Annotated in this window: 21 protein-coding genes and 2 tRNA genes; 14 read left to right on the top strand and 9 right to left on the bottom strand. The window is 53.3% G+C overall.

The window, feature by feature from the left end:
• Window positions 1–91: 91 nt before the first annotated feature.
• A tRNA-Ser gene (locus tag OVA10_RS16370) sits at window positions 92–179 on the bottom strand.
• A gap of 131 nt (window positions 180–310) precedes the next feature.
• Window positions 311–1,171, bottom strand: a complete 861-nt coding sequence (locus tag OVA10_RS16365; protein WP_268196359.1) for a pirin family protein — start codon at window positions 1,169–1,171, stop codon at window positions 311–313.
• Between the two features lie 111 nt (window positions 1,172–1,282).
• Here OVA10_RS16365 and OVA10_RS16360 point away from each other — a divergent pair, with 111 nt between their 5' ends.
• On the top strand, window positions 1,283–2,188 hold the full coding sequence (locus tag OVA10_RS16360; RefSeq protein ID WP_107703893.1) for a LysR family transcriptional regulator: 906 nt from the start codon (window positions 1,283–1,285) through the stop codon (window positions 2,186–2,188).
• 57 nt (window positions 2,189–2,245) lie between these two features.
• Here the strand turns inward: OVA10_RS16360 and OVA10_RS16355 are convergent.
• Window positions 2,246–2,333, bottom strand: a tRNA-Ser gene (locus tag OVA10_RS16355).
• Window positions 2,334–2,565: 232 nt separating this feature from the next.
• Here OVA10_RS16355 and ghrA point away from each other — a divergent pair.
• From ghrA to OVA10_RS16335, 4 genes are all read left to right on the top strand, one after another.
• A complete protein-coding gene (ghrA, locus tag OVA10_RS16350) occupies window positions 2,566–3,504 on the top strand; it encodes a glyoxylate/hydroxypyruvate reductase GhrA (RefSeq protein WP_268196358.1) in 939 nt (312 codons plus the stop codon).
• 85 nt (window positions 3,505–3,589) lie between these two features.
• A complete protein-coding gene (locus OVA10_RS16345) occupies window positions 3,590–4,327 on the top strand; it encodes a phosphatase (RefSeq protein ID WP_100780637.1) in 738 nt (245 codons plus the stop codon).
• Between the two features lie 20 nt (window positions 4,328–4,347).
• Window positions 4,348–4,902 carry a TorD/DmsD family molecular chaperone gene (locus OVA10_RS16340; RefSeq protein ID WP_268196357.1) on the top strand — a complete coding sequence of 185 codons (555 nt, stop codon included), beginning with the start codon at window positions 4,348–4,350 and terminating at the stop codon, window positions 4,900–4,902.
• 96 nt (window positions 4,903–4,998) lie between these two features.
• Window positions 4,999–5,484, top strand: coding sequence for a DUF1097 domain-containing protein (locus OVA10_RS16335; RefSeq protein ID WP_206732568.1), 486 nt, complete (start codon window positions 4,999–5,001; stop codon window positions 5,482–5,484).
• Between the two features lie 45 nt (window positions 5,485–5,529).
• On the opposite strand, the gene csgG is transcribed toward OVA10_RS16335, so the two are convergent.
• The 4 genes from csgG to csgD are packed head-to-tail and all read right to left on the bottom strand — an operon-like array spanning window position 5,530 to window position 7,875.
• Window positions 5,530–6,363, bottom strand: a complete 834-nt coding sequence (gene csgG / locus OVA10_RS16330; protein WP_100780634.1) for a curli production assembly/transport protein CsgG — start codon at window positions 6,361–6,363, stop codon at window positions 5,530–5,532.
• 26 nt (window positions 6,364–6,389) lie between these two features.
• Window positions 6,390–6,806 carry a curli production assembly/transport protein CsgF gene (gene csgF / locus OVA10_RS16325; protein WP_102105558.1) on the bottom strand — a complete coding sequence of 139 codons (417 nt, stop codon included), beginning with the start codon at window positions 6,804–6,806 and terminating at the stop codon, window positions 6,390–6,392.
• 24 nt (window positions 6,807–6,830) lie between these two features.
• Window positions 6,831–7,220 carry a curli production assembly/transport protein CsgE gene (csgE, locus tag OVA10_RS16320; RefSeq protein WP_100780632.1) on the bottom strand — a complete coding sequence of 130 codons (390 nt, stop codon included), beginning with the start codon at window positions 7,218–7,220 and terminating at the stop codon, window positions 6,831–6,833.
• Between the two features lie 4 nt (window positions 7,221–7,224).
• Window positions 7,225–7,875 (bottom strand): biofilm master transcriptional regulator CsgD, encoded by a 651-nt coding sequence (csgD, locus tag OVA10_RS16315; RefSeq protein ID WP_100780631.1) that lies wholly within the window; start codon window positions 7,873–7,875, stop codon window positions 7,225–7,227.
• A gap of 745 nt (window positions 7,876–8,620) precedes the next feature.
• Here csgD and csgB point away from each other — a divergent pair.
• The 6 genes from csgB to OVA10_RS16285 all read left to right on the top strand — a co-directional run bounded on the left by csgB (window position 8,621) and on the right by OVA10_RS16285 (window position 12,459).
• Window positions 8,621–9,076 carry a curli minor subunit CsgB gene (csgB, locus tag OVA10_RS16310; RefSeq protein ID WP_100780630.1) on the top strand — a complete coding sequence of 152 codons (456 nt, stop codon included), beginning with the start codon at window positions 8,621–8,623 and terminating at the stop codon, window positions 9,074–9,076.
• A 40-nt stretch (window positions 9,077–9,116) separates the two neighbouring features.
• Window positions 9,117–9,569, top strand: coding sequence for a curli major subunit CsgA (gene csgA, locus OVA10_RS16305; protein WP_100780629.1), 453 nt, complete (start codon window positions 9,117–9,119; stop codon window positions 9,567–9,569).
• Between the two features lie 60 nt (window positions 9,570–9,629).
• On the top strand, window positions 9,630–9,953 hold the full coding sequence (gene csgC, locus OVA10_RS16300; RefSeq protein WP_100780628.1) for a curli assembly chaperone CsgC: 324 nt from the start codon (window positions 9,630–9,632) through the stop codon (window positions 9,951–9,953).
• A 114-nt stretch (window positions 9,954–10,067) separates the two neighbouring features.
• Window positions 10,068–10,388: a type 1 fimbrial protein gene (locus OVA10_RS16295; protein ID WP_100780627.1), complete on the top strand. Its 321-nt coding sequence runs from the start codon at window positions 10,068–10,070 to the stop codon at window positions 10,386–10,388.
• Between the two features lie 108 nt (window positions 10,389–10,496).
• The gene (gene ymdB, locus OVA10_RS16290; RefSeq protein WP_100780626.1) at window positions 10,497–11,039 is read left to right on the top strand and encodes an O-acetyl-ADP-ribose deacetylase; all 543 of its coding nucleotides are present in this window, start codon (window positions 10,497–10,499) and stop codon (window positions 11,037–11,039) included.
• On the top strand, window positions 10,975–12,459 hold the full coding sequence (locus OVA10_RS16285; protein ID WP_198520758.1) for a phospholipase D family protein: 1,485 nt from the start codon (window positions 10,975–10,977) through the stop codon (window positions 12,457–12,459). Before ymdB ends, OVA10_RS16285 begins: the two co-directional genes overlap by 65 nt.
• A 29-nt stretch (window positions 12,460–12,488) precedes the next feature.
• Here OVA10_RS16285 and mdoC read toward each other — a convergent pair whose 3' ends face one another.
• Entirely contained in the window at window positions 12,489–13,643 is a 1,155-nt protein-coding gene (gene mdoC, locus OVA10_RS16280) for a glucans biosynthesis protein MdoC (RefSeq protein WP_268196355.1), read from the bottom strand.
• Between the two features lie 272 nt (window positions 13,644–13,915).
• Between mdoC and mdoG the strand changes: the two genes are divergently transcribed.
• Genes mdoG through OVA10_RS16265 form a run of 3 tightly spaced genes read left to right on the top strand, consistent with a single transcriptional unit; the run spans window position 13,916 to window position 18,256 of the window.
• Entirely contained in the window at window positions 13,916–15,451 is a 1,536-nt protein-coding gene (gene mdoG, locus OVA10_RS16275) for a glucans biosynthesis protein MdoG (RefSeq protein WP_100780903.1), read from the top strand.
• Window positions 15,444–17,972: a glucans biosynthesis glucosyltransferase MdoH gene (gene mdoH / locus OVA10_RS16270; RefSeq protein ID WP_123429114.1), complete on the top strand. Its 2,529-nt coding sequence runs from the start codon at window positions 15,444–15,446 to the stop codon at window positions 17,970–17,972. The genes mdoG and mdoH overlap by 8 nt, the downstream gene beginning before the upstream one ends.
• A 56-nt stretch (window positions 17,973–18,028) precedes the next feature.
• Window positions 18,029–18,256 carry a YceK/YidQ family lipoprotein gene (locus tag OVA10_RS16265; RefSeq protein WP_100780622.1) on the top strand — a complete coding sequence of 76 codons (228 nt, stop codon included), beginning with the start codon at window positions 18,029–18,031 and terminating at the stop codon, window positions 18,254–18,256.
• A 6-nt stretch (window positions 18,257–18,262) separates the two neighbouring features.
• Here the strand turns inward: OVA10_RS16265 and OVA10_RS16260 are convergent, their stop codons facing one another.
• A complete protein-coding gene (locus OVA10_RS16260) occupies window positions 18,263–18,637 on the bottom strand; it encodes a MysB family protein (protein WP_268196354.1) in 375 nt (124 codons plus the stop codon).
• Window positions 18,638–18,671: the final 34 nt, after the last annotated feature.

Here is an 18,671-nt window from a genome sequence, read left to right as displayed (position 1 = left end):
AAAGCCCGGGCAACCGGGCTTTGCTTTCTGGGGAACCCAAACGACAGACGAAAAAAAAGCCCGCATTTTCATGCGAGCTCTTCTTCAAATATGGCGGTGAGAGAGGGGTTCGAACCCTCGATACGTTGCCGTATACACACTTTCCAGGCGTGCTCCTTCAGCCACTCGGACACCTCACCGTATTGTTTCGCTGCCTGACCTCTCGGGGGCAACGGGGCGCTACTATAGGGAGTTGCGCTAAAACGGTCAAGCAAATTTTATGCCCGAGTGGCTGTTCGGTTAAGCAATAATCACCTCTGCCGGTTTACGCTCACATCTGACCAAAACGACCGGAATTAAAATCACCGATCGCCTCTGCGATCTCGGTTTTGGTGTTCATCACGAACGGACCGTAACCAACAATCGGCTCGTTTAACGGCTCGCCGGACATCAGCAGCACTTTTGCGTCACGGGTGGCCTCAAGGTGCAGTTTATCCCCGCTCTGGCTCAGCACCACCAGCTGGGCTTCACCGGCTTCGGTGGTGCCATTCACTGTGATACTGCCTTCGACCACCACCAGCGCCGTGCTCCAGCCATCCGGCTGGTTCAGGCTCAGATGGCCGCCCTGATGCAGGGCAATGTCCCATACGTTCAGGGGCGAGAAGGTGTGCGCCGTACCTTGTGCATCGCCATACTGACCGGCAATCACCCGCAGCTCGCCGCTGTTATCGGGCAGCGCCACGACCGGGATCGCCGCTTTGGTGATGCTTTGGTAGCCCGGTGTGGCCATTTTGTGCTTCGCCGGAAGGTTGACCCACAGCTGCATCATCTTCAGCTCACCGCCCTGGCGCGAGAAGGCATCGGCGTGAAACTCTTCATGCAAAATGCCCGCACCGGCGGTCATCCATTGCACATCGCCCGGACCAATTACGCCACCTTTACCGGTTGAATCGCGATGCTCTACGTCGCCGGAATAGACAATGGTCACCGTTTCAAAGCCGCGATGGGGATGCTCACCCACACCGCGTTTCACGCCGTCGCCGGGGAAAACGTGCGGGCCTGCATAGTCCAGCAGCAGGAAAGGGCTGAGGGCTTCGCCGTGAGTCTGGTAAGAGAACATTGAGCGTACCGGGAAACCGTCGCCCACCCAGTGGGGACGCGGTGCGGTATAGACGCCAGTAACCTGTTTCATGTTTTTCTCCTGCTGTTCGGTTGATGTGTATTAGCTTATATTCGACATTAATAACCCGGTAGAGTGTGAAATTAATACTCACTGTTCCATAAACAGGACGATGGAGGCGAAATGCAGGATCTCAATGATTTTGCGTGGTTTGTGAAAGTGGTGGACCACGGCGGATTTGCCGCAGCAGGACGGGCCTGTGATTTACCAAAATCCCGCCTCAGCCGTCGTATTGCGCAGCTTGAAGAGCGGCTGGGCGTGCGATTAATACAGCGCACCACGCGGCAGTTTACGGTCACCGACATCGGCCATACCTTTTATCAGCACTGCAAAGCGATGCTGGTGGAAGCGGAGGCGGCGCAGGAGGCTGTTGCCGCTTTACAGGCAGAGCCGCGCGGAATGGTGCGCATAACCTGTCCGGTTACGCTGCTACATGTCCATATTGGCCCGATGCTGGCGCGATTTATGGTCCGCTATCCGGGCGTGAATCTGCAGCTGGAAGCCACCAACCGGCGCGTGGATGTGGTGGCGGAGGGGATTGATGTGGCAATTCGCGTAAGGCCACGGCCTTTTGACGATAGCGATCTGGTCTTGCGTGTGCTCGCCGATCGCGGTCACTGTCTGGTGGCGAGCCCGCAGCTGATTGAACGGCTGGGTACACCGACAGCGCCTGCTGAACTCAGCCAGTGGCCCGGACTGAGCATGGGGGCGGGCAAGCAGGTTCACAAATGGGCGCTGACCGGGCCTGCGGGCGCGAAGGCGGAGATCCACTTTACGCCGCGTTATATCACCTCTGATATGCTGGCGCTGCGCGAAGCGGCATCGGCTGGTGTCGGCGTGGTCCAGTTACCCGTTTTAATGGTCAAGGAGCAGCTGGCGCGCGGTGAGCTGGTCAGGGTACTGAGCGAGTGGGAGCCGCAGCGGGAAGTCATTCACGCCGTGTATCCTTCGCGGCGCGGACTGTTGCCTTCTGTGCGCACGCTGGTGGATTTTCTGGCCGAAGAATACGCGCGGATTGTCGAGGAGTAGACCCAAACGACAGACGAAAAAAAAGCCCGCATTTTCATGCGAGCTCTTCTTCAAATATGGCGGTGAGAGAGGGGTTCGAACCCTCGATACGTTGCCGTATACACACTTTCCAGGCGTGCTCCTTCAGCCACTCGGACACCTCACCGTATTGTCATCCCGTTGTTGCTGGGACGGGCGCTAATGTAAGTAAAAGGGGCATCGCCGTCAATCAACTTTTTCAGTTATTTGGCGTGTTTAGATAAAGTTTCAGCAATGTGATTCCTGAATGTGCTGAAAGCGCTTTTTTTATCATCAACACACCCTGCGCAATATTTGTTATCCTGATAATCCTCTTGAAAACACATATAAAACATCGCAATAAAAAGCAGGAGTCATTTATGGATATCATCTTTTACCATCCGACGTTTGATACCCCTTACTGGATTAAGGCGCTGTCGACAGCCATTCCGGGCGCGCGCGTGCGTGAATGGAAGCGGGGCGATAACGAACATGCGGATTATGCGCTCGTCTGGCATCCGCCGGTGGAGATGTTGCAGGGGCGCAATCTGAAAGCGGTCTTCGCCCTCGGCGCGGGCGTGGATTCCATCCTGAGCAAATTAAAAGCGCATCCGGAAATGTTGCCAGAACATATTCCCCTGTTCCGCCTCGAAGATACCGGGATGGGCCAGCAAATGCAGGAATACGCGGTGAGCCAGGTTCTGCACTGGTTCCGCCGTTTTGACGACTATCAGGCGCTGAAGCAACAATCGCGCTGGGAACCGTTAGCCGATTATCAGCGCGAAGATTTTACCGTCGGGCTGTTGGGTGCGGGCGTGCTGGGTTCAAAAGTGGCGGAAGCCCTCGCGCCTTGGGGATTCCCGCTGCGCTGCTGGAGCCGCACGCGCAAGACGTATCCTGGCGTGGAGAGCTTTGCCGGTCATGACGAACTGCCAGCCTTCCTGAAAGGGACGCGCGTGCTGATCAACCTGCTGCCGAATACGGCGGAGACGGTCGGCATTATCAATCAGGATCTGCTGAACCAACTGCCGGATCAAAGCTATGTGATGAACCTGGCGCGCGGCGTGCATCTGGTGGAAGCGGATCTGCTTAACGCGCTCGACAGCGGTAAGCTGAAAGGGGCGATGCTGGATGTCTACAGCCGTGAACCGTTGCCGGAAGAGAGCCCGCTGTGGGCGCATCCGCGCGTGGCGATGACGCCGCATATTGCCGCTGTCACCCGCCCGGAAGAAGCCGTGGATTACATCGCCCGCACCATAGCGCTGCTGGAGCAGGGGAAAGCCGCGACCGGACAGGTCGACAGGCAGCGAGGCTACTAACCGCAACCCGGCTTTTGCCGGGTTTTTGCTGATATTCGCCGGGTATACCTGCTATCCTTGGGGTAAAACATCAGAGGAGAGAGAGATGTATCCCGTAGACCTGCATATGCACACCGTCGCCAGCACCCACGCGTACAGCACCCTTCATGACTACATCGCGCAAGCCAAACTGAGAGGGATTACGCTTTTTGCGATCACCGATCACGGCCCGGATATGGCTGATGCGCCGCACTACTGGCACTTTGTAAATATGCGCATCTGGCCTCGTCTGGTGGATGGCGTGGGGATACTGCGCGGCATCGAGGCGAACATTAAAAATACGGACGGCGAGATCGACTGTACTGGCCCGATGCTGACCTCTCTGGATCTGATTATCGCCGGTTTTCATGAGCCGGTGTTTGCTCCTCAGGATAAAGAGACCCACACCCAGGCGATGATCGCGACGATTGCCAGCGGCAACGTCCACATTATCAGCCACCCTGGCAACCCGAAATTCCCAATCGACATTCAGGCGGTCGCCCAGGCGGCGGCAAAACACCGCGTGGCGCTGGAAATCAATAACTCCTCCTTTACCCACTCGCGCATTGGCAGCGAAGCCAACTGTCGCGCAGTGGCGGCGGCGGTGCGTGATGCTGGCGGAATGGTGGCGCTGGGCTCTGATTCCCACACCGCTTTTACGCTGGGGGAATTTGGCGAGTGCCGGAAAGTGTTAGATGAAGTCGGGTTCCCGGAAGAGCGTATTCTTAACGTTACCCCGCGTCGGATGCTGGATTTCCTCGAATCGCGTGGCATGCCACCGATCGCTGAATTTGCTGAACTTTAATACAGTCATGGAATAAATAAATGAACGAGTTTTCAATCCTTTGCCGCGTACTGGGCACCTTGTACTATCGCCAGCCGCAAGATCCGCTGCTGGTTCCGCTCTTTACGCTGATTCGCGAAGGTAAGCTCGCGGACAACTGGCCGCTGGAGCAGGAGGAGCTACTGCAACGCCTGCAAAAGAGCTGCGATATGCAGCAGATTTCGGCGGATTACAACGCCCTGTTTGTGGGCGAAGAGGGGCGCGTTTCACCGTATCGCTCTTCCTGGGAAGAGGGGGCGACGGAATCTGAAGTGCGCGCGTTCCTCTCCGAGCGCGGTATGCCCCTGAGCGATGCGCCTGCCGACCATATCGGCACGCTGCTGCTGGCGGCCTCGTGGATTGAAGATCACGCCGGTGACGATGAAAGCGAAGCTCTGGAAACGCTGTTTGGGGATTACATTCTCCCCTGGTGCGGCGCTTTCCTCGGTAAGATTGAAGCCCATGCCACATCTCCTTTCTGGCGCACCATGGCACCGCTGACCCGTGAAGCGATCTCCGCCATGTGGGACGAATTACAGGAAGAGAACGAAGAGTGATTTAAATCACATATTCAATGTAACGATACATTTTGATTTGAACAAAATGTGCTCGTGATCTCATTTCACTGGCGCGTATCTGATAAGATGCGCGCCATGAATATATTACTTTCCATTGCCATTACGACAGGGATCCTCTCCGGAATCTGGGGATGGGTTGCCGTGTCTTTGGGACTGCTCAGCTGGGCGGGTTTCCTCGGCTGTACCGCCTACTTCGCCTGTCCGCAGGGCGGACTGAAAGGGCTGTTTATCTCGGGCTGCACCATGATGAGCGGCGTTGTCTGGGCATTGATTATCATGCACGGCAGCGCGCTTGCGCCGCATCTTGAGATCGTCGGCTATATGATGACCGGCGTAGTGGCTTTTTTGATGTGCATTCAGGCAAAACACCTGCTGCTCTCTTTTGTTCCTGGAACTTTCATTGGCGCATGCGCGACCTTTGCCGGGCAGGGCGACTGGAAAATGATTATCCCGTCGCTCCTTCTGGGACTGGTGTTTGGCTACGCGATGAAAAACAGCGGACTGTGGCTGGCGGCCCGGCGAGAACGGGCGCAGGAAAACGGCACGGTATTAAGCAAATAAAAAAGCGAGGCCTTAGCGCCTCGCTTTTTCGTTGTGCTTTCTGAATCAGGATTCTGGAGGCACCGACATTTCGCGGTATTTCACCAGCACCTCATTTTTCACGTCATTTTTATTCTGCAGATCCCACAGTCCACGATCGATCCCGTCGTTAATCAGGAAAATAACCCCTGTTTCGATGGCCGACATCAGACACATCATCACCGGTTCATTCGAGGTGTAGCCGATTTCACCTTCCAGCAGACGCTGGTAGTCGATGAAGCGGAAGACACCGGCCTGAACTTCATAGGAGAGAATCGTTTTGCTGGTGGTGACCGATGACAGCACTTCACCGGTGCTCACGTTAACCACGCGCAGGTTGACGGCAATCTGGTCGAGCTGGTACTGCGTGTCCGCCCCAATACCGAAATAACGCGCCCCGACACCGCCCGATTTCACGTTACTTTCGTAGCCGATAATCGAGCCTTCAACCATGACGTTTGCGGCAACCAGCGACTGCAACGGTACGCGGTTATTAACCTCAACGGTGCCGTTTTCCTGAGCCGCACGAATGATTTTGCGTTCGTTCAGCAGGTTTTGCAGCCCCTGGCGTTCCAGAGGAATAAACCAGCGTGAATCCTTGAGCGCAGTCACCAGCATGGCGGTGGCACTTTGTGGAACAGCCGTCGAGAAGTTACTTGCCGGATATGGTTTGAACTGGCCCGTTTCATCCTGAATGTTATAAACCGAGACAAATATCTTACCGGTTGGCGCCGGCAGATGTGTCAGGTCGCGATAGCTTTGCGCCCGGGGCATCAGCGTGGGTTTAGCGGCTTCTTTAGGTGGAGCAGTTAAACAACCGCTCAATAAGCACACTGCAACAAGAATCAGTAAGCGCTGCATGATTGTTGTCCTTATTTCGTGGTTGTTTAAAAATCAGTTGAATCGGTTGCGAGACCCGATACCTGAATGGTGGACGTTTTGCCCGTTTTCCGGTCGGTCACATTCAGCTGCAGTTGCCCGTCTTTATTGGCAATATCGACAATAAAATCGTTGGTCACCATGCGGCCAGGCTTGCCGGTATTAATATTCGTGAGCAAGCCACCTAATATTTGCGACTGAATAGCCTGCGTGAAGTTATCCAGTGCAGACGGTGTTTCAATACCAAAGTCATCGTTATAGCTGGGGTCTTTGTAGGAGTTTTGGGCCTGGGCTTCATTGAGCATAAAAGCCCCGTTATTTGGATTGCCACCAAAGTTTGGGTTACGGAACTGGAAAGTCATATTCCCGGCCCAGCTTAACGGTGCAATCAGCATTAACGAAATCACTGTGTGTGCGAGACGCATTACAGCCTCCGGAGATTAATATCGCTAGAATTCATCTTTTGCTAAATCGCCAGTGCTCAGCAGAGCCTTATCGATTTGCAGACGATTTACCGCTTCTTCAGTTTGTGCCAGTGCAAAACTGATGTTTTTGTCAAAGTCTCTTTTCGTTGGGAATAAAAATGTCTGGTACACCACGTCCTGATTAACCGTTATGGTGATCCAGCTTCCCCATCGAGCACTGGGCCGCTCATTGATTGTTAAATTGCCTGGATAATCACTTTCCCATTTGTCGCTAAATGCCCGATAAAAATCGTGGCCGATAGATGAGACGGTGTGGTCAGTTAATAATCCGGGCACTTCCACTTCAACAGCGTGAAGATTTCCGGCAGCGAGCAGAAAGCCGACTGCCGCGATCCAACTCGACGTGCGTTTCATGTTATTAACGCCTGAGGTTATCGTTTGCCCATGAAACAGCCTGAGTCCTGTTTTTAACAGCTATCTTCTTGAAAAGATTATAGAGATGTGTCTTCACTGTATTTTCGCTGATAAATAACGAACGGGCGATTTCAATATTTGAAGAACCAATGCGTAATTTATTCAGAATCTCTTTTTCGCGATGGGTCAGCAAAGCCGACTCTGAACTGTTATAGCGATAATTTCCGGAGTGAGTGATGAGGTAGCTGGCCAGTTTCTGTGAAAAGTAACACTCTCCACGCAAAATACCCTGCAACCCTTCCACCACACGCGTCTCGTCTTCAGTGACGTAAAAGACGCCGTTGATATGCGGCCAGCTTTCAATATCCCGGAAAGGATACTCATCAGGTGTATTCAATAATAATACGCGGATATTATTGTTTTTCCTGCTTAAGTTATCTTGCCAGTAATGGATAAGCTTTTTGTCAGCTTCCATCATATCGAAGAGAATGATGCTGCCAGGAGCAATATCATCATAAGAACGTTGAATATTGTGCAATTTCCCGTTCAATGACAGAGACTGCTTCAAATGTTGTAATAAGGCTGTCGCTTGTAAAGAAGGCTTTGTGATCAACAGTAATGTATGACCATGTAAACTATGGACTTCATTAAACATGATGAAACCCCACTTTTTTATAACACCTGGCAGCTGTCCCCCGATATATTCGGGGGACACCAGAAGTACTGACAGATGTTGCACTGCTGTGTGTAGAATCAGACCATAACCTCCAGGAGGAGGTAAATATTAAAAATAATTCGTACTGCTGATTTCAATCTAGCTATTACGATTTTTAAATCAAGTGTTAATGGTGTAACAGGATGTAAAAATCAATATTAATTTGTGAATTTAAGGTGCTTTAAAAGTTCAGCAATGATAAAAAAGTTGTACATGATAATAATGCTGCACACATTTTAAAAATCATACAAATTATTGCAATTGGTTGATTTTATTATCAATTGATTATTTTGTGTTTGCTCGTAACAGGTATGAGTGAGATGAGAAGTCTAAGACTTTGCATGCTAACAGAAAGCTCTTAAGAAATCGTACGTCTTGTGACAGAGGTGTCGCGGAATGTTGTCGTCGAAGCGCGAAGGGCAGACGCGACGGGGGCGATAAGCGCTTCCTTAACGAAGCGCAAACAGGTTATCAAAATAATATTTAAAAAACTAACTTACGCTGCCGACTGATAATTTTGGCATTAATTAATACTTTGAGGTGACCCATTAAATAAAAATAACACTCGCGGGTGAGATATTTAAATTGTTTCGGTAGACATACTCTTCATCGTAACGCGGCGTTAACAAAAAACGAATCGCGTTAACACCAAGCCATTTATTTATTACCAGGTCCAGGTGACAACATGAAAAACAGAACGTTATTTATGATGTTTACATTACTGGGTGCGCCTGGGTTAGCGATCGCGGCAGGTCCGGATTTGGCAGTCTCGGAATATAACTTCGCGATTAATGAATTAAGCAAGTCTTCATATAATCAGGCAGCCATTATTGGTCAACAAGGTTCAGGTAATAATGCTGACGTTCGCCAGGGCGGTTCTAAATTACTGTCCGTTGTTTCTCAGGATGGCGGGAACAACCGAGCGAAAGTTGATCAATCAGGGACTTATAACCTCGCTTATATCGATCAGTCCGGTAACGGCAATGATGCGAGTATTAAGCAAGGGGCTTTTGGTAATACCGCGATGATTATCCAGAAAGGCTCGGGTAACAAAGCGAATATTACCCAGTATGGTACGCAAAAAACAGCAGTTGTAGTACAGAGACAGTCGCAAATGGCAATTCGCGTTATCCAACGCTGACTATTTACGACGACTTAAATCAATCCGATGGGGGTTTACCATGAAACTTTTCAAAGTGGCAGCAATTGCAGCAATCGTAGTTTCTGGCAGTGCTCTGGCTGGTGCGGTTCCACAATATGGCGGCGGCGGTGGTGGTTGGGGTGGCGGTAATAGCGGCCCGAACTCAACTCTGAGCATTTACCAGTACGGTGGCGGCAACTCAGCTGTTGCCTTGCAAACTGACGCTAAAAATTCTGACCTGACTATTACTCAGCACGGCGGCGGTAACGGTGCTGATGTAGGACAAGGTTCTGATGACAGTTCCATTGACCTGCTGCAGAAAGGCTTTGGTAACAGCGCAACCCTCGATCAGTGGAACAGTAAAGACTCCACCATCAGTGTTAAACAGTTCGGCGGCGGCAACGGCGCGGCAGTGGACCAGACCGCTTCCGGGTCAACTGTAACTGTGCATCAGGTTGGCTTCGGCAACAACGCGACTGCGCATCAGTATTAATTTCGAATCTGTACTACAAAAAAACAGGGCATTTGCCCTGTTTTTTTTCGGGAGTTTATCATGCACACCTTATTACTCCTTGCTGCGCTCTCGAGCCAGATCACCTTTAAAACCACCCACGACGGGGATATGACCACCATCATTCCTCAGGTTATTTTGACTGAACCCTGCGTGTGTCAGGTGCAAATTATTTCTTCTCGGGAAGGGCTTGGGGGACAAAGTACGTCTAGCCAGCGCAGCACCCTCTCTATTCCCGCGAATCAACCGATCGATTTAACCCGTCTGAGTCTGAATATTAACCCTAAAGATTCCGTGAGAATTGTCGTTAATGTCTCTGACGGGCAATCGCTTCATTTATCGCAACAATGGCCGGGTTCTGAATGAAATATTCACGAAATCAAGATATTGGATAATTTGGCGGTTCCCAATGAATGTTTCTATGATTTGAATAAGGAATGCGTGACCCCTCAAGGATGATTTCTCATTGAGGAGCCAACCATGGCAGCGTCCATAGTAAAAAGTATTATTTCAGCAGGTATTGTTGTTTTATCGGCACTGACTCCAGCATTAGCTGCAACCACGGTTAACGGCGGTGTGATTCATTTTAACGGGTCGATTGTGGAAGACCCGTGTGAGATTTCACCACAGCATAATCAGTTTGCGTTGTCATGCCCGCACGAAGGACGCGTGCAAACCACCCAGGTAAGTTACGGTGATGCCCTGCGGGGACATAACCCTTACCCAGATGTCGCCACGGTAAGTATGAAATATATCAATCCGGAAAAAACGTTGGCAGTGTTATTAGTCAACTATCGCTAGGCCAGAGCCCTCCCGTTTCACGACCGGAGGGCTTTTCTTATCAATTACTTCTTCCCAACTGACCGCTGCTATACACTTAACAAAGAGATCGGTAGTAGAGGGTTAGATATGAGACCGCACATTGAAGTTGTCCTCGGGGACATCACCACGCAGCACGTTGATGTCATTGTCAATGCCGCCAATCCATCCCTGATGGGCGGTGGCGGCGTCGACGGTGCCATTCATCGCGCCGCCGGGCCACAGCTGCTGGAAGCCTGTAAAATTGTTCGTCAGCAGCAGGGTGAGTTAGCGCCAGGACATGCGGTGATTACGATTGCAGGCGATCTGCCTGCCAAAGCAGTTATTCATGCGGTAGGCCCGATCTGGCAGGGCGGAGAGCATCATGAGGCGCGAAGCCTGGAAGATGCCTATCTGAATTGTCTGCGTCTGGCGGCCGCCAATGGCTATCAAACTATCGCCTTCCCGGCGATCAGCACCGGTGTCTACGGTTTTCCCAAGGCTGCTGCGGCGGCCATCGCGGTGACGACGGTTTCAGACTATCTCACCCGCAAGCCGTTACCGGAACGGGTATACTTTGTTTGCTATGATGACGAAAATGCCCGACTTTACCAACGACTCCTTACCCAGCGAGGAGAGGATCTCGACGCATAACACGCGACTCGGGCGTGCTATCGCGCCCGTCAATGCCGAACATCCGGGGATGTGTGGGCTGCTTCCTCTGGATGACAGTCTGGACGCGTTTGCCTGCCGCTACAGGCTTGCGGAAATGGCCGAGAAGACGCTGGATGTGCAGTACTACATCTGGGAAGACGATATGTCGGGGCGTCTGCTGTTTTCCGTGCTACTCGCGGCGGCTTCGCGCGGCGTGCGGGTCAGGCTCTTGCTTGACGACAACAATACGCAGGGACTGGATGCTATCCTGCGCTTGCTCGATTCCCATCCCAATATCGACGTCCGGCTGTTTAACCCTTTCTCTTTCCGCACCCTGCGCGCGCTGGGTTATCTCACCGATTTCGCCCGACTTAACCGCCGAATGCACAATAAAAGTTTCACCGTCGACGGTGAAGCGACCATTGTGGGGGGCCGAAATGTCGGGGATGCCTATTTTGGGGCAGGGGAGGCGCCGCTCTTTTCCGATCTGGATGTGATGGCCATCGGGCCTGTGGTGGCGGATGTCACGGACGATTTCGAACGCTACTGGAACAGCGCCTGCGTCTCGCCCCTGAAGCAGGTGCTTGAGCTGTCGGAGGAGGAGATTGAAATGCGTCTCCATCCGCCGGAAGAGTGGTATCAGAATGACATTACCCAGCGGTACCTGGATAAACTCGAGTCCAGCCAGTTCATCACCCGGCTTGAAGCGCGCAATTTGCCGCTTATCTGGGCGAAAACTCGTCTGCTCAGCGATGATCCGCGTAAGGGGCTAGGGCGGGCGAAGCGCCATTCCCTGCTGCCACAGCGTCTGCTGGATGTTATGGGCTCGCCGGTGGAACAGATCGATATTATCTCGTCCTATTTTGTCCCGACCCGCGCCGGCGTCGCGCTACTGCTGCAAATGGTGCGCAAGGGCGTCAAAATCGCGATTCTTACCAATTCACTGGCGGCAAACGACGTGGCGGTGGTGCATGCGGGGTATGCCCGCTGGCGCAAAAAACTGCTGCGTCACGGGATTGAACTCTACGAACTGAAACCGACGCAGGATTTTGTCCCAGGCCTTCGGGACCGCGGCCTGACGGGGAATTCCGGGTCAAGCTTACATGCCAAAACCTTCAGCATTGATAACGAAAAAGTGTTTATCGGCTCGCTGAATTTCGATCCGCGCTCGACGATGCTGAACACCGAAATGGGGTTTGTCATTGAAAGCGAAACTTTGGCGCGCCTGATCCACCGACGTTTTCTGAAAAGCCGTCAGCATGAGGCGTGGCAAATCCGGCTGGATAAATTCGGGCGTTTAAACTGGGTGGAGCAAAAAGAGGGCGAGGAGATTGTCCTCAAGAAAGAGCCGAAGACGCGCTTCTGGCAGCGGGTGCTGGTGCGGCTCGCCTGGTGGCTGCCGGTGGAGTGGTTACTGTAGACGCGCCGGAGGCCCGGCGCGACAGGATGTTAAGCGGCTTTAACGCTGTCCGCTTTGTTTTGCGGTTTACCGGAAAACAGGAAACGCAGCAGGGGAATTCGCAGATGAATTTCGTACAGCAGGATGGCAATCCCCACCACAAACACCAGACCGGTGAAAAAGCCTAATGCATTAGAACGAATGTGCGGGGTGATATATGCACCAAAAAAGAGCGTCAGCGGGTGGTGAACCAGGTAGATAAACAGCGACGCGTTGACGAAATAGGTCACCCGCGCGGATTTGAAGTTCAGCAGGCGATGCCCCAGCGCAAACACCACGTTCACCATCCACAGCCCCAGCAGCATCGTAATCACGCTTTCTGTTTCGTACATCCACGCATCGCCACTCCCATAACGCTGATTGAGCAGATAGGCTGCAAAGGCGAGGGCTGAACCGACGGCGCACCACGGCGAGGGCGTGGTGAACAGCGCTTTGAGCTTCGGCGAGATGAACGCCAGCGCACCCAGCATAAAGAAGGGGATGTAGAACAGGGTTTGCATCACGACGAAGTTAAACAGCCCATCGCTCAGTACTGGCGGATAAACCATAAACAGAATACGGCGAATCGCGCCGTAAGCGATACCCAGCACCAGGAAGAGCAGAGAGAGCTTGCCATAGGTGAGGTGGGGGAAATGCGATTCGTGATGTCGGCTAAGATGGCGGCGCAACTTGCTGAAAATCCACAGGCTCACGGTCGTCATCACCACCAGTACCAGCAGGAACCACAGGTGCGAAACCAGCTCCCAGACCAGGGTGTTGTATTTCTCATACAGCGACAGGTTTTGCCAGTTATCCGCTTTGCCTTTTACGTACTGCAACATGATGAACTGGGGCAGTGTCAACAGCGGGATGGCGGTCAGCATCGGAATGCCGACGCGCTCGACGCGCACTTTCCACCAGCGCTTCATCGGATAGCGCAAAAACAGCATGTAGGAGAAATAGCCGGAAATGACGAAGAACACCTGCATGCGGAAGGAGTGAATAAAATCGTTAAACAGTGTCAGCCACCATGAGGGCTCTATACTGTTAACGTGCCAGGTGTGGCTGGAGTAAATCAGTGAGATGTGAAATGGGATCCCCAATAGCATCAGCCATGCCCGGATCGAGTCGAGGAAATATTCACGTTGTACAGGTACAGTGGTCATATAACTTTGTGCATTCTCAGACTTTTCGCCTTATCCATAAGGCTAATAGTGGTTACATTCGAAGCCAACCCTACACCAAGACCGACACCCTGTCTCCAGGATAAGCACGCAAAGTGAAGAGTGGGTTCTTCTCGTTGCTTAATCCATGAGCCAGCCGCTGAACAAAGCAGTGATAATGTTGTCGGATTGCCTGAATTTCCAGTAAAATGGATCGGATCGAATTAAGCACACAAAGGGGGAAGTGCTTACTTATTATGAAACATAAACCACAAATGATGAAAATGCGTTGGTTAGGTGCAGCAGTATTGTTGTCACTGTATACCTCTTCTGCATGGTCTTTTTCCATCGATGATGTCGCAAAACAGGCAAAATCGCTGGCCGACAAAGGCTATGAGGCGCCAAAAAGTAACCTGCCCTCCGTTTTCCGCGACATGAAATATGCGGACTATCAGCAGATCCAGTTCAATCACGATAAAGCGTACTGGAACAACATTAAAACCCCGTTCAAGCTTGAGTTTTATCATCAGGGTATGTATTTCGACACCCCGGTTGCCATCAATGAGGTGACGGCCACTGCGGTGCGTAAGATCAAGTACAACCCGGATTATTTTAATTTTGGCGATGTGAAACACGATAAAGACACCGTTAAAGACCTGGGATTTGCAGGCTTTAAAGTGCTTTACCCCATCAACAGCAAAGATAAAAACGACGAAATTGTCAGCATGCTGGGGGCCAGCTATTTCCGCGTGATCGGTTCCGGCCAGGTTTACGGTCTCTCTGCGCGTGGTCTGGCAATCGACACGGCGCTGCCGTCGGGTGAAGAATTCCCGCGTTTTCGTGAGTTCTGGATCGAGCGTCCAAAACCGACGGACAAACGCCTGACTATCTACGCACTGCTGGACTCCCCGCGTGCAACCGGTGCCTACCGTTTTGTGATCATTCCAGGTCGTGACTCGGTTATCGACGTGCAGTCCAAAGTTTACCTGCGCGACAAAGTGGGCAAACTGGGCGTTGCGCCACTGACCAGTATGTTCCTGTTCGGGCCGAACCAGCCCTCTCCTGCGACCAACTTCCGCCCGGAACTGCACGACTCCAACGGCCTGTCTATTCTTGCGGGCAACGGCGAGTGGATCTGGCGTCCGCTGAACAACCCGAAACACCTGGCGGTCAGCAGCTTTGCGATGGAAAACCCGCAGGGCTTTGGTCTGCTCCAGCGCGGTCGTCAGTTCTCTCGCTTTGAAGATCTCGACGATCGTTACGATCTGCGTCCAAGCGCCTGGGTCACGCCGAAAGGGGATTGGGGTAAAGGGAAAGTCGAGCTGGTTGAAATTCCAACCAACGATGAAACCAACGACAACATCGTCGCTTACTGGACGCCGGATCAGCTGCCGGAAGCCGGCAAAGAGATGAACTTCAAGTACACCATCACCTTCAGCCGCGATGAAGACAAACTGCATGCGCCGGACAACGCGTATGTGATGCAGACGCGTCGCTCAACGGGCGATGTGAAGCAGTCGAATCTCATTCGCCAGCCTGATGGCACCGTGGCATTTGTGGTCGACTTCGCCGGTCAGGATATGAAAAAACTGACGCCGGATACGCCTGTCACGGCGCAAACCAGCATCGGTGACAATGGTGAAATCGTTGAGAGCACCGTGCGTTACAACCCGGTAACCAAAGGGTGGCGTTTAACCCTGCGCGTAAAAGTGAAAGATCCTAAACAGACCACTGAAATGCGCGCTGCGCTGGTCAATGCCGATCAGCCGCTGAGTGAAACCTGGAGCTATCAGCTACCTGCCAATGAATAATACATCTGAATATATCGATGCCATGCCGCTGACAGATATTGAGAAAGCGGCGCTGCCTAAGAGCGACATCCGCGCGGTTCATACCGCGCTGGATGGCGAGCATCACGAATTTAATCGTGATGACGATACGCCACTGGGATCCGTCAAGGCGCGTCTGGAGCAGGCCTGGCCGGATTCGCTGGCAGAAGGGCAGCTGGTTAAAGACGATGAAGGGCGCACCCAGCTGCAGGCTATGCCGAAAGCGACGCGCTCTTCCATGTTCCCGGACCCGTGGCGCACCAACCCGGTGGGCCGCTTCTGGGATCGTCTTCGCGGTCGCGATGTGGCACCGCGCTATTTGTCTCGCCTGACCAAAGAACAGCAGGCGTCTGAGCAGAAGTGGCGTACCGTCGGCACCCTCCGTCGCTACACCCTGCTGGTTCTGACCCTGGCGCAAACCGTGGTCGCCACCTGGTACATGAAAACCATCCTGCCTTATCAGGGCTGGGCGCTGATCAATCCGGCCGACATGGTTGGACAGGATCTGTGGGTCTCCTTCATGCAGCTCCTGCCGTACATTCTGCAAAGTGGGATCCTCCTGCTGTTTGCGGTGTTGTTCTGCTGGGTCTCCGCCGGTTTCTGGACCGCGCTGATGGGCTTCCTGCAACTGCTGATGGGGCGTGACAAATACAGCATTTCAGCGTCGACGGTCGGGGATGAAGCCTTAAATCCCGAGCACCGCACTGCGCTGATCATGCCTATCTGTAACGAAGACGTTGACCGCGTATTCGCGGGCCTGCGCGCGACCTGGGAGTCTGTAAAGGCGACCGGCAACGCCGAGCATTTCGACGTCTACATCCTGAGCGACAGCTACAACCCGGACATCTGCGTGGCTGAGCAAAAAGCGTGGATGGAACTCATCGCGGAAGTGCAGGGCGAAGGGCAGATTTTCTACCGTCGCCGCCGTCGTCGTGTGAAGCGTAAAAGCGGTAACATCGATGACTTCTGCCGCCGCTGGGGTAATCAGTACAGCTACATGGTGGTGCTGGACGCCGACTCCGTGATGACCGGTGAGTGTCTGACTGGCCTGGTGCGTCTGATGGAAGCGAACCCGAACGCCGGGATCATTCAGTCATCGCCGAAAGCCTCCGGTATGGACACGCTGTATGCGCGCTGTCAGCAGTTTGCCACCCGCGTATACGGCCCGCTGTTTACCGCCGGTCTGCACTTCTGGCAGTTAGGTGAATCCCACTACTGGGGCCACAACGCCATTATTCGTGTACAACCGTTCATCGAACACTGTGCGCTGGCACCGCTGCCGGGCGAAGGCTCGTTTGCAGGTTCCATTTTGTCTCACGACTTCGTGGAAGCTGCGCTGATGCGCCGAGCAGGCTGGGGCGTGTGGATTGCCTACGATCTGCCTGGCTCCTATGAAGAGCTGCCGCCGAACCTGCTGGATGAGTTAAAGCGTGACCGCCGCTGGTGTCACGGCAACCTGATGAACTTCCGTCTGTTCCTGGTCAAAGGGATGCACCCGGTTCACCGCGCCGTGTTCCTGACGGGGGTAATGTCTTATCTGTCTGCGCCGCTGTGGTTTATGTTCCTGGCCCTGTCGACCGCACTTCAGGTTGTTCATGCCCTGACCGAACCGCAGTACTTCCTGCAACCGCGCCAGCTGTTCCCGGTGTGGCCGCAGTGGCGTCCTGAACTGGCGATTGCGCTGTTTGCATCAACCATGGTGCTACTGTTCCTGCCTAAGCTGCTGAGTATCATTCTTATCTGGTGCAAAGGCTCGAAAGAGTTTGGTGGCTTCTGTCGCGTGACGCTTTCCCTGCTGCTCGAAGTGCTGTTCTCCGTGCTGCTGGCCCCGGTACGTATGTTGTTCCACACGGTGTTTGTGGTCAGCGCGTTCCTCGGTTGGGAAGTGGTCTGGAACTCGCCGCAGCGTGATGATGACTCCACGCCGTGGAGCGAAGCCTTTATGCGTCATGGCTCGCAGATGCTGCTGGGTCTGGTGTGGGCTGCCGGAATGGCGTGGCTGGATTTACGCTTCCTGTTCTGGCTGGCGCCGATTGTTTTCTCGCTGATCCTGTCGCCGTTTGTCTCCGTGATTTCCAGCCGTTCTACGGTGGGGTTACGTACCAAACGCTGGAAACTGTTCCTGATCCCGGAAGAGTACTCCCCGCCGCAGGTGCTGGTGGATACCGACAAGTATCTGGCAATGAACCGCAGCCGCTCGCTGGATGATGGCTTTATTCACGCGGTGTTTAACCCGTCGTTTAACGCCCTGGCCACCGCAATGGCAACGGCGCGTCACCGTGCAAGCCAGGTGCTGGAGATCGCCCGCGATCGCCACATCGAGCAGGCGCTCAACGAAACGCCGGAAAAACTGAACCGCGACCGCCGTCTGGTGCTGTTAAGCGATCCCGTGACAATGGCGCGTTTGCACTACCGCGTATGGTCCTCTCCGGAGAGATACTCTTCGTGGGTGAACTACTACTCGACGATAAAGCTGAACCCGCTGGCCCTGAAGGCGAAGTAAGCCGAACGAAAATAAAAATACCGGCCAAGGCCGGTATTTTTTTATATGAGGTTTGAATGCGAATACTCATCGTGGTGATGATGGCGCTGCTGCTCAGCGGCTGCGGCAGCATTATCAGCCGTACCATTCCCGGTCAGGGCCATGGCAACCAGTATTATCCCGGTGTGCAATGGGACGTTCGTGACTCCGCATGGCGTTATGTCACGATTATCGATCTGCCGTTCTCGCTGGTCTTCGACACGCTGTTACTGCCCATCGACGCCCAGCACGGCCCTTACGAATAGGGCTGATTAACGCTCGTCCCACTCATCCGCTGCGGTTTGCCCCTCTTCGGTATCCAGCGGCGGCTCAAGCTGAAACTCACCCTCATCCCATTCATGGAGGGTGTTTTCTTCCTGCCACTCCTGACGCAGCTCGATCTCTTCATAATCACCGTCGAACACCGCCTGAGCTGCTTGACCACTCAGCACGGGCAGGCATTCTCCGTCTTCCCCCTCGTCTGCAAAGAATTCGGCCTGCCACATGATATCGCCATCCTGCAGGACATATTTTTGGAAATTGAGTTGTTGAATGTCCGCATCCTCTTCCTCGACGTTGGTGTTGTCGGCGAGGAATTCTTCACGGGCGGCATCAATCGCTTCTTCCAGCGTGGCATACATGGTCATCGGTTTCTCCCTGTGATTCGCAGTGGTGTTCAGG

This window comes from Lelliottia sp. SL45 (assembly GCF_026672535.1).
Lineage (GTDB): Bacteria > Pseudomonadota > Gammaproteobacteria > Enterobacterales > Enterobacteriaceae > Enterobacter > Enterobacter nimipressuralis.
The sequence above is the reverse complement of the archived record's forward strand: the minus strand, read 5'-3'. Positions and strand labels throughout refer to the sequence as shown.